Origin of the sequence: Mycolicibacterium novocastrense, from assembly GCF_001570485.1 — a bacterium.
Classification (GTDB): Bacteria; Actinomycetota; Actinomycetes; order Mycobacteriales; family Mycobacteriaceae; genus Mycobacterium; species Mycobacterium novocastrense.
This window is the reverse complement of sequence record NZ_BCTA01000070.1, coordinates 51,159-64,879: the sequence shown is the minus strand read 5'-3', so window position 1 is coordinate 64,879 and position 13,721 is coordinate 51,159. Positions and strand designations below refer to the sequence as shown.

The window sequence follows — 13,721 nt, the reverse complement described above, 5'->3', positions numbered from 1 at the left end:
CCTTTGACTCATCCGCCGATCGCACTCATCGGCCGATCGGGTTGTACGAAGTTCGGATCGTTGATGCCGTGGCCCGCCGCTTTGGCCCACATCGCCGCGCGCCACGCGGCCTCGACGTCGGCGTCGTCGGCGCCCGCGCGCATCAGCCGTCGCAGGTCGGTCTCCTGCTGCGCGAACAGGCAGTTGCGGACCTGGCCGTCGGCGGTCAGCCGGGTGCGGTCGCACGCGCTGCAGAACGCATGTGACACCGAGGCGATGATGCCGACCTTGCCCACGCCGCCGTCCACGCGCCACAACTCGGCCGGCGCCGACCCGCGCGGGGCGGTGTCCGGGGTGAGGTCGAAATGCTGTCGCAGGGCAGCCAGCACATCGTCGGCGGCGATCGCCTTGCCGCGCTGCCACTCGTGGCCGGCGTCCAGCGGCATCTGCTCGATGATGCGCAACTGATAGCCATGGTCGAGACAGAACCGCAATAGCCCGACCGCGTCGTCAAGGCCGGTGACCGGGTCGAGGACCGCGTTGACCTTCACCGGGTCCAGGCCCGCGGCCTTCGCGGCCCGCAGACCGGCCAGCACATCGGGGAGCCGGTCTCGACGGGTGATGGCGGCGAACCGCGCGGAGTCGACGGTGTCCAGTGACACGTTGATGCGGTTCAGCCCGGCCCGCTTGAGCCGTTCAGCCCGCTTGTCGAGGCCGATGCCGTTGGTGGTCAGCGTGATCTCGGGCCGGGGTTGCAGCGCAGCCGTCGCGGCGACGACGTCCTCGAGGTGGCGGGCGACCAGGGGTTCGCCGCCGGTGAAGCGCACGCTTCTGACGCCGAGCCTCGTCACCGCGATGCGCAGCAGGCGGGTCAGCTCCTCGGGCCGCAGCAGCCGCTCCGAGGGCAACCAGTCCAGGCCTTCGGCGGGCATGCAGTAGGTGCACCGCAGGTTGCAGCGGTCGGTCAACGACACCCGCAGGTCGGTGGCGACCCGGCCGAAGGTGTCGATCAGCGGTCCGTCGGCGGGTGCGGGGGAGGACTGTGCGGCGGCAGAGGGCACACCGAGGTCGACGACGGTCACGCGAACGCCCGCTCCGGATTGGCCACCGAATCCACGGGCACGATGTCCTTGCCCAGCGGCATCAACGAGATCGGGATCAGCTTGAGGTTGGCCAGCGCCAGCGGGATCCCGACGATCGTGATCGCCATCGCCACCGCCGTGATGATGTGCTCGAGCGCCAACCAGACGCCGAACAGGATGACCCAGATGACGTTGCCGACCAGTGCGCCCGGACGTGGCCCCGGTTTGTCGACGACGGTGCGCCCGAACGGCCACAGCGTGAACGCCGCGATGCGCAGGGCCGCGAAGCCGAACGGGATCGTGATGATCAGCACGAAGCAGATCAGCGCCGCCAGCAGGTAGCCCAGCGCCAGCCACAGGCCGCCGAACACCAACCAGATGATGTTGAGTATCAATCGCATATGCGCGCTTCTTCTCCTCCAGCGGTGGTCTTCAGCCTACCGATAAGGGGGTGCTGGCGAGGTAGAGGTCAGAGTAGGATCGAGCAGCACGCGTCCCGGCGCATTCGGGGCGCTTTCCTTTTGTAGGTACAACGACGAGCGGGTGAGACCAGTGCCGACCGGCAGGGTTAAGTGGTACGACGCCGAAAAGGGCTTCGGGTTTTTGTCCCAGGAGGACGGCGAGGACGTCTACGTCCGATCGTCGGCGCTGCCCTCCGGTGTTGAGACCCTCAAGGCCGGGCAGCGCGTGGAGTTCGGCATCGCCGCGGGCAGACGCGGGCCGCAGGCGTTGACGGTGACGCTCATCGACCCGCCGCCGAGCCTGTCGCGCACGCGCCGGGAGGCCGCCGCCGCCGAGCGCAAGCACTCACCCGACGAGTTGCACGGCATGATCGAGGACATGATCACGCTGCTCGAGAGCGCTGTGCAGCCCGAACTGCGCAAGGGCCGCTATCCGGACCGCAAGGCCGCCCGCCGGGTGTCCGAGGTGGTACGGGCGGTCGCCCGCGAACTCGAGAATTAACTCTCTTAAGCGCCGAGTGTCGGGTTGATCGACACCTGAGCCGCGACTGCGTGCATCAACCCCACTCTCGGCGGGCATGCTGGTGCCATGGCATATGTCGCCGACAAATCCGACTCGGGTGGCGAGTTCAACCGCGACACCAAATACATCGGCACTCGTATCACGGCCGATGGCCGCGACGGGTATCCCGTGGAACCCGGCCGCTATCGGCTCATCGTCGCGAGGGCCTGCCCGTGGGCCAACCGCACGATCATCGTCCGACGGCTGCTCGGACTCGAAGACGCCCTGTCCATCGGCTTCTGCGGGCCCACCCACGACCAGGACAGCTGGACGTTCGACCTCGATCCGGGCGGCGTCGACCCGGTTCTCAAAATCCCCCGGCTCAAAGACGCCTACCTGAAACGCTTCCCCGAATACGACAAGGGCATCACGGTCCCCGCGATCGTCGACGTGCCGACCGGTGAGGTCGTCACCAACGACTTCCCGCAGATCACGCTCGACTTCTCCACCGAGTGGACGCAGTACCACCGCGACGGCGCGCCCGACCTGTACCCCGAGAAGCACCGCGACGAGATCGACGAGGTGGCCCAACGCATCTACACCGAGATCAACAACGGCGTGTACCGGTGCGGGTTCGCGGGCTCTCAAGAGGCTTACGACAAGGCCTACGACCGCCTGTTCACAGCGCTCGATTGGCTCGAAGGCCGGCTGGCCGACCAGCGATACCTGGTGGGCGACACCATCACCGAGGCCGACGTGCGGCTGTTCACCACGCTCGCGCGCTTCGACCCCGTCTATCACGGGCACTTCAAGTGCAACCGCCAGAAGCTCTCTGAGCTACGCGCGCTGTGGGCCTACGCCCGCGACCTGTTCCAGACACCGGGTTTCGGCGACACCATCGACTTCGTCCAGATCAAGCAGCACTACTACATCGTGCACACCGACATCAACCCGACGCAGGTCGTGCCGAAAGGACCCGACCTGTCCAACTGGCTGACACCGCACGGTCGAGAAGCCTTGGGCGGCAGGCCGTTCGGAGACGGGACACCGCCCGGCCCGACGCGCGAGGGCGAACGGGTGCAGCAGGGTCACGGCGCCGAGTGACGCCGGCTCAAAGCCACCACGGAGGGCTCAGGACCAGACCGTGCGCACCGACCATTCGGCGTGCGGGGCCGGCACCTCTTCGTCGTCGATGCGGACCAGCGTGGGCAGCAGCACGGCGAACCCGGTGAGCTTGCCGCGCCGCGGGTCGACGGTCGGAATGGTCACCGCCAGTCGCGTTCCCGGGCGGAACTCCTCGACGACGTCGCCACCCTCGTGCTGACGCAGCAGCACCCACGGCGCCCGCGCGATCGCCGGCGGCACCGACAGCTGCACCGCGTCGCTCTCGATGACCGGCAGTTCGCCCTGGTCCTCGAAGACCTCACACTTGGTGGGGTTGAGCACCTCGCAATAGCGGTACGGGCCCACCCGCACGAGAGTCCCATGCGAATACGCGCTGATCTCAGGGTATTTCGGCGCATCGTCGTTACTGCTGAGCCACCAGACGAGCACACCGGTACCCACCGACGCGAGGATCACCACCGCGACGAGCGCGGCGATCATGCGTTTCACTCGTGCGCCACCGCCGCGGTGTCGGTGCGTCCGCCCTCCTGCTCGGCCAGCACGGGTCGGTTACCGCCAAACCCCGGAATGAGCGAATCACCGCGGTAGCTCACCACGGTCTGCGCCAGGCCGAGAATCAGCACCGAGGTGATCGCCGTGAAGCCCACCCACAATTCGGTGTAGACCAGCACGCCGACCGCGCCGCCGGCGACCCAGGCCAACTGCAGCACCGACTCCGAGCGGCCGAACGCCGAGGCACGCGACTCCTCGGGCAGGTCGTCCTGCAACGACGCGTCCAGCGAGGCCTTGCCGATCGCGCTCGCCCCCGACGTGAGCAGCGTGGCAATCGCGGCCACCAGCAGATTGCCGGTCAGCGCGGCGGCCAGCGCCGCGAGGGTGACGACGATCGTGCAGCGCACCACCACCTGCGCCGGACGGCCCAATTTGAGGCGCGCGCTGGTGAAGTTGCCCGCGAAGTTACCGACGGCCGCGGCCGCGCCGATCAGTCCGAGTATGCGCAGCTGCTCCCACCCGCTGGCGTCGTGAGACTTGGCGACGAACGCCGGATACAGGAACAGGAAGCCCACCATGACCTTGATGGTGCAGTTACCCCACAGTGCGGCGATGGTGTTGCGCCCCAAGGGTTGGCGCGCCGCTTTTGCCGGTGGCACGTGATCACCGCGCCGCAGTTCGCCCGTGCGACCGTGGTAGCTCAGCGTCGCGGGCACCTCGCCCTCGGTGACCTCGACCCATTTCGGGATGCGCATCGACAGGGCCACGCCGGCCACCGACACCGCGACGATCACGTACAGCGCACCTGGCATCTCGAACAGCTTGAACAGGTACTCCGCACCCGCGGCCACCGCGCCGCCGACCATTGTGCCGCCGAGTAGGCCGAAGGTGGTCAGCCGCGAGTTCACCCGCACCAGGTCGATGGTCGGCGGCAGTACCCGTGGGGTCACCGCGCTGCGTAAAACGCTGAAAGACTTGGACAGCACCATCATTCCGAGCGCGCACGGGTAAAGCACCCACGAGGGGAAGCTTCCGGTGACACCGTCGTAGTTGGCGATCAGCACCACCGCGAGCGCCGTGCGCAACCCGAACGACGTGGCCAACGCGACGCGGCGGCCGTGCTGCAGCCGGTCCAGTGCGGGCCCGATGAGCGGGGCGATGACGGCGAACGGCGCGATGGTGATCAACAGATACAGCGCGACCTTGCCCTTGCTCTCCCCGGAGGCCGCCGCGAAGAACAACGTGTTGGCCAAAGCGACCGCCATCGCGGCGTCGACGGCGAAGTTCGCGACCACCGGCCACGTCAGCGCGGTCAGCCCGGACTTGTCGGCGCCGTCCGCGGTCGCGGCCCGGTGCACCAGGCCGTACATCCTGGAGCCCATCTCGCGGCTGCGCTGGGCGGCTACCCGGGTGACGGTGACCTTTTCGCCTGCGGCACCGCCCATCCGGTGCGGCGGTGGCGTGACACCGAATTCGCGGGTGGGCTCATCGAGCGGAGGCAGCCAGCGGTTGGCGCTGGGCGTCGGTCCGCTGCGCCGGGGTCGTCGATAGCTCGGATCGCTCGGGTAGTTCGCCATCCCCGGATGTTCATCGCTCCACCGGTCGTCACTCCAGCGGTCGTCGGCGGGCGGTCGTGGCGGGTGGTACCGAGGGTCGCGCCGACCCGCTGAGTCTCGGGGGTCACGACGCGGTCCGGTCACGATGTCGATTCTCCACCATCGAAGCGGTAGCGGGCGTGCAGCCAACCGGTGTGGCTGACGGTTAGCCGGTCAGGCAGTATTGGGGGCGATGGAAAGCGTGACCGAATCCGCCGAGCGGCCGGATCTGGAGGCGGTACTCCTGGGCGCCGTCGACGACGCACGTGCGGCGATCGTCGAGTTCAGCGGCGAAGACACCGTCGGTGACTACCTGGGTGCCAGCTTCGAGGACCCGACCGCGGCCACGCACCGCTTCCTCGCCGACATGCCCGGTTACCGCGGCTGGCAGTGGGCGGTCGTCGTCGCGGCGTGGCCCGGCGCCGACCACGCCACCATCAGCGAGGTGGTGCTGGTTCCAGGGCCGACGGCGTTGCTGGCGCCGAAGTGGGTGCCGTGGCAGGACCGTGTCCAGCCCGGCGATCTGGGCCCGGGCGATCTTCTCGCCCCGCCCCCGGACGACCCCCGTCTGGTGCCCGGCTACATGGCGACCGGCGACCCGCAGATCGACGACGTCGCACTCGAGGTGGGTCTGGGCCGTCGCCAGGTGCTCAGCCAGTGGGGCCGCATCGATGCGGCCCAACGCTGGCACGACGGCGACTATGGGCCCGGTTCGGCGATGGCGCGCTCGACGCGGCGCGTCTGCCGCGACTGCGGGTTCTATCTTCCGCTGGCCGGTTCACTGGGCACGATGTTCGGCGTCTGCGCGAATGAGTTCTCCGCCGACGGCCACGTCGTCGACTCCGAATACGGTTGTGGCGCACACTCGGACACGCCGCAGCCCGCGGGCGGCGGATCCCCGCTCTACGACCCGTACGACGACGGCGTGCTCGACCTGACCGAGCCGTCCGACTGACGTTATTCGTCGGACTTCTCAACGCGGCTCGTTCCTCGCCGCTTGATCGTCGTCCGACTAGTTTTCGGCCGCGGCCTTGATCCGCGCGAGCGACTCGTTCATGCCCTCGACGAGTTCACGTTCGAAACTCGGCACGCCGCCCATCACTGCGTTGACCAGCATCGTGGACACCGGCTTGACCCCGTTCTCCGCATGGCGCGTCTCCACCAGCCGGGTGCCGGTCTCGGTGGGTTCGAGTTCGTAGCTCCACACCGTGTTGTTCTCGTTGACCCGGAACGCCAGCTTCTTCTCCGGGATCACTTCGATGATCCGGCTGGTGGTGGGCCAGAACATGAACTTGCGCCGATTGAGGTTGATGGTCCGCGCACCCGGCTGCAGCGGGCCGAAGGTCTTCATGAGCCGGCACTGCGGGCTCCATCGCGGCATGTTCTTGAGGTCCGAGACCAGTTCCCACACCTTCGCCACCGGGGCGTTGATCGTCGTCTCGGCTTGCAACAGCGGCGCTGCCATTGCGCCCTCCCGTCTCATCCTGTTTTACGTGAGTCCGCTCTGCGCCCCGCGCGATCCGCGACGCACGGCGTGACGTTGCCACAACCAGATCCCCGTGCCAAGGGCGCCGACGCCCAGCCCGGCCACCGTGTACGGCCGCCACTCGTGTAAACCGGTGACCGTGAGCGCCAGGATCGCAGCGACGACCCAACCGGCCGCGATCACGACGATGACCGGCGCCGGCTTGAGCAGGACGTCGGGCAGCGGGGGCGGTTGCGGGGTCATCGCTATGAAAAATAGCCCACCGGGCAGTGGTGCCGGTCGGGCGTGACCATGACCCACACCGTGATCGACGTCGCCGATCCGTCCGATCCGCGACTCGACGACTTCCGCGATCTCAACAGCGTCGACCGCCGACCCGACCTGCCCACCGGCAAGGGGCTGGTGATCGCCGAGGGCGTGTTGGTGGTGCAACGCATGCTGGCCTCGCGGTTCGTCCCGCGCGCGATGATGGGCACCGACCGCCGGCTGCAGGAACTCGGGGCCGAGCTGGCCGGTGTCTCCGCCCCGTACTACCGCGTGCCCGCCGACGTGATGGCCGAAGTGGTGGGCTTCCACCTCAACCGCGGCGTACTGGCGTCGGCCTCACGGCCGCGGGAGTTGACGGTCGCCGAGGTGCTCGCCGGAGCCGGCGCCCCGGCGACATCGGGCAGGGGTGCGCGTACCGTCGCCGTCCTCGAAGGCGTCAACGACCATGAAAATCTCGGCTCGATCTTTCGCAACGCGGCCGGCCTCGGGGTGGACGCGGTGGTGTTCGGCACCGGCTGCGCCGATCCGCTGTATCGTCGCGCCGTCCGGGTGTCGATGGGCCATGCACTGCTCGTACCCTACGCCTGGGCGCGGTCGTGGCCGACGGATCTGGAGTTGTTGCGCGACAACGGGTTTCGGCTGCTAGCCATGACGCCCGCCGCTACCGCACGCACTCTTGCCGATGCGATGTCGGACGTCGTCGACGACAAGGTGGCGATCCTCGTCGGCGCGGAGGGTCCGGGGCTCACGGAGCGGACGATGCGCGCCGCGGACCTTCGGGTGCGGATCCCGATGTCGCGGGGAACCGACTCGCTCAACGTCGCGACCGCTGCGGCCCTGGCGTTCTATGAGCGGGTTAGATTGGGCACCGGCGAGGTTGAGCGGAGCGACGCGGAGTGAACGAGATGGCCGACGACTCGACGCCGTGGGCGATGGGGTTGACGGTGGCGGGTTTCGTCGCGGCGGTCATCGCGGCCGCGATCGTCGTGCTAAGCCTCGGATTGCTGCGATTGCACCCGCTGCTGGCGATCGGACTCAACTTGGTGGCGGTCGGCGGCCTGGCCCCGACAGTGTGGGGATGGCGTAACCGGCCGGTGTGGCGATGGTTCGTGTTGGGCTCCGGCGTCGGAGTGCTCGCCGCGTGGCTGGTGGTGCTCGCCGTCGCCTTGAGCGGCTGACCTGGGCGCGAAAAGCTCAGCGCTGACCGCTGGACCGCACGCCCAGCAGAACGTCCTCCCACGCCGGGACCGCCGGCTTGGCCTTGCCTCTGCGAGCCTTGGCCGGCTTCGGTGCGACGGGCTCCGGCTCCGCTTCGGGCTGCGAATCCGGAGCGGTGACCTGCACCGGCGGCTCGATCGGAAGCGTCGGTTCCTCGACCTCGGCCGCAGGCTGAGGCAGCGCGGCGACCGGACGCAGCGGTCGCGAGAAGTTCGGATCGATCAATTCGGACGCCGCGTCGTCGAAGGCCGTCACCGTCCCGCCATGGGCGCCGGGGGTGAACCGGAAATGCGCGACGTTGTCGGACATCCCCGCCTTCCACGCCAGCTGTACGGTCCAGCGGCCGTCCTCGTTGCGCCACGCATCCCACGCGGGGGCGTCGGGGTCGAGCCCGCGCGCGATCAACGCCGTCGTGACCGTCTCCAGCAGGGTCAGCACCGACGGACCGTCGGGGAGCACCGGGTGTGCGGCCGTTGCCAGTTCAGCGGCGCGGGAACGCTCGAGCAACACCGGGTGTGCGAACCGCTCGACCCGGGCCACGTCGACGCCCGACGCCTCGGCGACCTGCTCGACGGACGCGCCCGCCCTGATCCGGGACTGAATCTCTCTGGGGCGCAGCACGTTGTGAACCTCGGCCTCGTCTCGTGTCTGGCTCGAACCCATCTGGTCGCCTCGAACGGCGGCCCGCAACCGATCGTCGCGCCGCAGCGTGAATTTCTCGCCGGAGCCGTCGGCCTCGCAGATGATTCGTTTGCCGTCCACATCGAGTCCGACGACTTTGAGTTCCCGCATGGCGACCTCCTCCGGGCTAGCGCAAAGCCCGATCAACCGGACACTACTGCGTTATCCGCTCGTTACCTGGTAGGACACGCCAGCTAAAGCCGCGCCCCTGCTGTTGGTCGCGGCTAAAGCCGCTCCACCACCCAGTCGATGCACGCGGTGAGCGCGCTGACGTCCTCGGGGTCGACGGCCGGGAACATCCCCACCCGCAGCTGGTTGCGGCCGAGCTTGCGATAGGGCTCGGTGTCGACGATGCCGTTGGCTCGCAGCGTCTTGGCCACGGCGCTGGCATCGATGTCGTCGTTGAAGTCCACGGTGCCGACCACCTGCGAGCGCAACGCCGGATCCGCGACGAACGGCGTGGCGAACGCCGCGGCCTCGGCCCATGAGTAGAGCCGCTGCGACGAGTCCGCCGTGCGTTTGACCGCCCAGTCCAGGCCGCCGTTGCCCAGCAACCAGTCCAGCTGCTCGGCCAGCAGGATCAGCGTGCCGATCGCCGGGGTGTTGTATGTCTGGTTCTTGAGGCTGTTCTCGATCGCGATCGGCAGCGACAGGAACTCCGGAACCCAGCGCCCCGCACCCGCGATGGCCTCGACGCGGGCGAGCGCGGCCGGCGACATGATGGCGATCCACAGGCCGCCGTCGCCCGCGAAGTTCTTCTGCGGAGCGAAGTAGTAGACGTCGGATTCGGCGATGTCGACCGGCAGCCCACCCGCCGCCGACGTCGCGTCGATCGCGATCAGCGCATCACCCGACCCGCCGGGGCGCTGCACCGGGACCGCGACACCCGTCGAGGTCTCGTTGTGCGCCCAGCCGATCAGGTCGACCGAGGGATCCGACGTCGGCTCCGGTGCGCTGCCCGGGTCCGCCTTGACGACGACCGGATCGCCGACGAACGGGTTCTTGGCGACGGCCGAGGCGAATTTCGCGCTGAACTCCCCGTAGGTCAGGTGCAGCGAGCGCTTATCGATCAGGCCGAACGCCGCCGCATCCCAGAACGCGGTGGTGCCGCCGTTGCCGAGGATCACCTCGTAGCCGTCGGGCACCGAGAAGAGCTCGCGCAGCCCGTCGCGCACCCGGCCGACCAGGTTCTTCACCGGCGCCTGGCGATGCGACGTCCCGAACAGGTCGCCGGCGGCGGCCAGCGCCGCCAGCTGTTCGGGCCGAACCTTGGAGGGGCCGCAACCGAAGCGGCCGTCACGCGGTTTGAGGTCGGCGGGGATCGTCAGCTGGCCCATGCGGTCAACACTAATGACCGCGCCGGTGCTCCTGCCGCGGGGATGGAAGGCAAGAGAACTCTAAAAAGTGGGTAAAGAGCCGATATAGAGACCTCGCCGTGTCCATACTGTGACCTGTCGGGGACTGCAGATCGAGCCCAGGGGGCACGTGGACAGTCGTAGCAGAAGCATCAAGGTGATACCCGCCTGCGCAGCGGCGTTGGCACTGTTCAGCCCGGCACTCGCCGTTCCCGCCCACGCCGACGAAGGCGGCGCGCTGCTGGGTGAGGTCAATGCCGCCCGCGCGGCCAACGGCTGCGGCCCCGTCGCCGCCAACCCGCAGCTGACCGCGGCCGCCGCGCGTCAGGCCAACGACATGCTGGCCAACAACGTGCGCAGCCACACCGGCTCGGACGGGTCGTCCGTCGGTCAGCGCATCACCGCCGCCGGCTACACGCAGTACGCGAACGTCGGCGAGATCATCTTCTGGAGCACCGGTGTCAACGGTGTCCCCGCCGCGGCGGTCAACTGGTGGATGAACAGCCCGGGACACCGCGCGATCATCACCGACTGCGGCATGACCGAAGCCGGGTTCTCGGTGGCGCGCGCCGGTAATCGGGCCACCGCAGTGGGCGAGTTCGGCACCAAATAACCCACACCCTCCCCTTTCTGATGTGTGAGCGCGATCACACGTAGCGCCGCAACAGCCGGTGTGACACATCTCGCTTCGGGGTATGTTCAGTACGTAGTACCTGCGGTACCGTTGTTGGACATCAAAGGCGTGAATGTAAACCTCAAGGGGGAGGTCTGAAGATGGCCCGCACTCGTATGGTCAGGCGTTGGCGTCGCAACATGGAAGTCAGCGACGACGCCGAGTACGTCGACACGCTCATGACGCTGTCCGAGGGTTCGGTGCGGCGGAATTTCAACCCCTACACCGACATCGACTGGGACTCCCCGGAGTTCGCGGTCACCGAAAACGACCCGCGTTGGGTGTTGCCCGCCACCGACCCGCTCGGTGGACATCCCTGGTATCAGGCCCAGCCGCTGGAGCGGCAGATCGAGATCGGGATGTGGCGGCAGGCCAACGTCGCGAAGGTGGGGCTGCAGTTCGAGATCATCCTCATCCGCGGCCTGACCAACTACGCGTTCTGGGTGCCCAACGGCTCCCCCGAATACCGGTACTGCCTGCACGAGTCGGTCGAAGAGTGCAACCACACGATGATGTTTCAGGAGATGGTCAACCGCATCGGCGCCGACGTACCGGGCATGCCGCGGATGCTGCGATGGCTGTCGCCGTTCATCCCGCTGATCGCCGGGCCGCTGCCGATTCCGTTCTTCTTCGGCGTGCTCGCCGGCGAGGAACCGATCGACCACACCCAGAAGAACGTACTGCGCGAGGGTAAGGACCTGCACCCGATCATGGAGCGGGTGATGGCCATCCACGTCGCCGAGGAAGCCCGCCACATCTCGTTCGCCCACGAGTATCTGCGCAAGCGCCTGCCGTATCTGAACCGCCGCCAGCGGTTCTGGTTGTCGTGGAACGTGCCGATCATCATGCGGGTGCTGTGCCAGGCGATCATCGTGCCGCCGAGGTCGTTCTGGCGGGAGTTCGACATCCCGCGCTCGGTGCGCAAGGAACTGTTCTTCCGTGCGCCCAAGTCGCGGCAGTTCCTGCGCGACATGTTCGGCGACGTCCGGATGCTGTGTCACGACACCGGGCTGATGAACCCGTTCGCGAAACTCGTCTGGCGGCTCTGCAAGATCGACGGTCCGCCCAGCCGTTACCGCAGCGAACCGGCTCGCCAGCACGTGGTCGCTGCCGCGTAGGGAGCGCCTGTGCCGCATGTGATCACCCAGTCGTGTTGCAGCGACGGGTCCTGTGTCTACGCGTGCCCGGTGAACTGCATCCACCCGACGCCCGATGAACCCGGCTTCGCGACCGCCGAGATGCTCTACATCGATCCGGTGGCGTGTGTCGACTGCGGTGCGTGCGTGTCGGCATGCCCGGTCGGCGCGATATCGCACGATTCGAAGTTGACGCCCGCGCAGCTGCCGTTCGTCGAGTTGAACGCCGCGTTCTACCCCGAACCGGACGGAAAGCTGCCGCCGACGTCGAAGCTGGCACCGGTCATCGAGGCGCCGGTGGTCTATCCCCGCTCAGGCGGACCGCTCACCGTGGCGATCGTCGGATCGGGACCGGCGGCGATGTACGCCGCCGACGAGCTACTCACCCAGAAAGGCGTGCGGGTCAACGTCTTCGAAAAGCTGCCCACGCCATACGGTTTGGTGCGCGCCGGCGTTGCACCCGACCACCAGAGCACAAAACGCGTGACCAGACTGTTCGACAGAATCGCGGCCCAACCGGGATTCACCTTCTACCTCAACGTCGAGGTCGGCACCGACGTCACCCACGACGAGCTGCTCGAGCACCACCACGCCGTGCTCTATGCGGTCGGAGCGCCCAACGACCGCCGGCTCGACATCGCGGGAATGGACCTGCAAGGCACGGGCACCGCCACCGAATTCGTGGCCTGGTACAACGGCCACCCCGACTTCGACTCGCTGCCAGTCGATTTGAGTCATGAGCGGGTCGCCATCGTCGGCAACGGCAACGTCGCCCTCGATGTCGCGCGAATACTCACCACGCCACCGGATGTCCTTGCGGGCACCGATATCTCGGATCACGCGCTCGCCGTGCTCCGCGACTCGCAGGTGACCGAGGTGGTGATCGCGGCGCGGCGCGGCCCCGCGGACTCGGCGTTCACACTGCCCGAACTGATCGGACTGACCTCAACATGCGAGGTGGTGCTCTCGCCTGAGGACCACGAGTGGGTGGAGCGCGACCTGGCCACCACCGAGGATCGCCTGACCCGCAACAAGTTGGAGGTCTTGAGCAAGCTCGGCGACACCTCGACACCGCCGACGCGGCCCCGTATCCGGCTTGCCTACCGGCTGACGCCGCAGCGCGTCCTCGGCGAGGCCCGCGCCGAGGCGATTGAGTTCACCGTCACCGGCGCCGACGAGGTTCGGCGGGTCGACACCGGGCTGGTGTTGACCTCGATCGGGTACCGCGGCAGGCCGATTCGCGGGCTCCCCTTCGACGAGTCGGCGGCCGTGGTGCCGAACGACGGCGGCCGCGTCGTCGACCCGCGGTCAGGTGCTCCCGTGCCCGGCAGCTACGTCGCGGGATGGATCAAGCGCGGGCCGACGGGGTTCATCGGCACCAACAAGTCGTGCGCCGCGCAGACCGTGCACAACCTGGTCGCCGATTACAACGACGGCAGGTTGCGCGATCCCGCGCACAAGCCGGCGGCCCTCGACAAGCTGGTTCGCAGCAGGCAACCCGACGTGGTCGACGCCGCGGGGTGGAAGGCGATCGACGCCGCCGAGGTCGCCCGCGGCGGCGAGAAACGGCCGCGCGTCAAGTTCACTGCGGTCGCCGACATGTTGACCGCCGCGGCCGAGGCCCCGGTGCCGCTCGGCCGGCGCCTACTTGCCGGGCTGCGCCGCTAGC

At 68.2% G+C, this 13,721-nt stretch carries 16 protein-coding genes; 8 read left to right on the top strand and 8 right to left on the bottom strand.

Translation table 11 applies throughout. The features are described 5' to 3' along the window. Window positions 1-8: 8 nt before the first annotated feature. Entirely contained in the window at window positions 9-1,061 is a 1,053-nt protein-coding gene (gene moaA, locus RMCN_RS23850; protein WP_067394493.1) for a GTP 3',8-cyclase MoaA, read from the bottom strand. Beyond that, entirely contained in the window at window positions 1,058-1,462 is a 405-nt protein-coding gene (locus RMCN_RS23845; RefSeq protein ID WP_064412271.1) for a YccF domain-containing protein, read from the bottom strand. The genes moaA and RMCN_RS23845 overlap by 4 nt, the downstream gene beginning before the upstream one ends. 151 nt (window positions 1,463-1,613) lie before the next feature. Between RMCN_RS23845 and RMCN_RS23840 the strand changes: the two genes are divergently transcribed. Together RMCN_RS23840 and RMCN_RS23835 are read left to right on the top strand one after the other, a co-directional pair. Beyond that, entirely contained in the window at window positions 1,614-2,024 is a 411-nt protein-coding gene (locus RMCN_RS23840; RefSeq protein WP_064348123.1) for a cold-shock protein, read from the top strand. An 87-nt stretch (window positions 2,025-2,111) separates the two neighbouring features. Continuing rightward, a complete protein-coding gene (locus tag RMCN_RS23835; protein ID WP_067394490.1) occupies window positions 2,112-3,128 on the top strand; it encodes a glutathione S-transferase family protein in 1,017 nt (338 codons plus the stop codon). Window positions 3,129-3,155: 27 nt separating this feature from the next. Here RMCN_RS23835 and RMCN_RS23830 read toward each other — a convergent pair whose 3' ends face one another. Together RMCN_RS23830 and RMCN_RS23825 are read right to left on the bottom strand one after the other, a co-directional pair. Then, window positions 3,156-3,638, bottom strand: a complete 483-nt coding sequence (locus RMCN_RS23830) for a DUF2771 domain-containing protein (protein ID WP_067394487.1) — start codon at window positions 3,636-3,638, stop codon at window positions 3,156-3,158. Beyond that, complete coding sequence (locus RMCN_RS23825; RefSeq protein WP_067394484.1) at window positions 3,635-5,341, bottom strand: MFS transporter; 1,707 nt, start codon at window positions 5,339-5,341, stop codon at window positions 3,635-3,637. Before RMCN_RS23825 ends, RMCN_RS23830 begins: the two co-directional genes overlap by 4 nt. Window positions 5,342-5,429: 88 nt before the next feature. On the opposite strand from RMCN_RS23825, the gene RMCN_RS23820 reads away from it, so the two are divergent. Beyond that, entirely contained in the window at window positions 5,430-6,191 is a 762-nt protein-coding gene (locus tag RMCN_RS23820; RefSeq protein WP_067394481.1) for a DUF3027 domain-containing protein, read from the top strand. A gap of 57 nt (window positions 6,192-6,248) precedes the next feature. Here RMCN_RS23820 and RMCN_RS23815 read toward each other — a convergent pair whose 3' ends face one another. Further along, window positions 6,249-6,701, bottom strand: coding sequence for an SRPBCC family protein (locus RMCN_RS23815; protein ID WP_067394478.1), 453 nt, complete (start codon window positions 6,699-6,701; stop codon window positions 6,249-6,251). Window positions 6,702-6,725: 24 nt separating this feature from the next. Next, complete coding sequence (locus RMCN_RS23810) at window positions 6,726-6,965, bottom strand: DUF2530 domain-containing protein (protein ID WP_067394475.1); 240 nt, start codon at window positions 6,963-6,965, stop codon at window positions 6,726-6,728. 48 nt (window positions 6,966-7,013) lie between these two features. Here RMCN_RS23810 and RMCN_RS23805 point away from each other — a divergent pair, with 48 nt between their 5' ends. Next, window positions 7,014-7,889, top strand: a complete 876-nt coding sequence (locus RMCN_RS23805) for a TrmH family RNA methyltransferase (RefSeq protein WP_067394578.1) — start codon at window positions 7,014-7,016, stop codon at window positions 7,887-7,889. A gap of 5 nt (window positions 7,890-7,894) precedes the next feature. Next, entirely contained in the window at window positions 7,895-8,167 is a 273-nt protein-coding gene (locus RMCN_RS23800) for a DUF2537 domain-containing protein (protein ID WP_064412356.1), read from the top strand. Window positions 8,168-8,183: 16 nt separating this feature from the next. Here the strand turns inward: RMCN_RS23800 and sepH are convergent, their stop codons facing one another. Both sepH and serC read right to left on the bottom strand, forming a co-directional pair. Then, the gene (sepH, locus tag RMCN_RS23795; RefSeq protein WP_067394472.1) at window positions 8,184-8,999 is read right to left on the bottom strand and encodes a septation protein SepH; all 816 of its coding nucleotides are present in this window, start codon (window positions 8,997-8,999) and stop codon (window positions 8,184-8,186) included. A gap of 113 nt (window positions 9,000-9,112) precedes the next feature. Continuing rightward, complete coding sequence (gene serC / locus RMCN_RS23790; RefSeq protein WP_067394469.1) at window positions 9,113-10,225, bottom strand: phosphoserine transaminase; 1,113 nt, start codon at window positions 10,223-10,225, stop codon at window positions 9,113-9,115. 148 nt (window positions 10,226-10,373) lie between these two features. On the opposite strand from serC, the gene RMCN_RS23785 reads away from it, so the two are divergent. From RMCN_RS23785 to RMCN_RS23775, 3 genes are all read left to right on the top strand, one after another. Continuing rightward, the gene (locus RMCN_RS23785) at window positions 10,374-10,856 is read left to right on the top strand and encodes a CAP domain-containing protein (protein ID WP_082680722.1); all 483 of its coding nucleotides are present in this window, start codon (window positions 10,374-10,376) and stop codon (window positions 10,854-10,856) included. Window positions 10,857-11,017: 161 nt separating this feature from the next. Further along, on the top strand, window positions 11,018-12,034 hold the full coding sequence (locus tag RMCN_RS23780; protein ID WP_064412262.1) for an AurF N-oxygenase family protein: 1,017 nt from the start codon (window positions 11,018-11,020) through the stop codon (window positions 12,032-12,034). A 9-nt stretch (window positions 12,035-12,043) separates the two neighbouring features. Beyond that, window positions 12,044-13,720 (top strand): FAD-dependent oxidoreductase, encoded by a 1,677-nt coding sequence (locus RMCN_RS23775; protein ID WP_067394466.1) that lies wholly within the window; start codon window positions 12,044-12,046, stop codon window positions 13,718-13,720. Window position 13,721 lies beyond the last annotated feature (1 nt).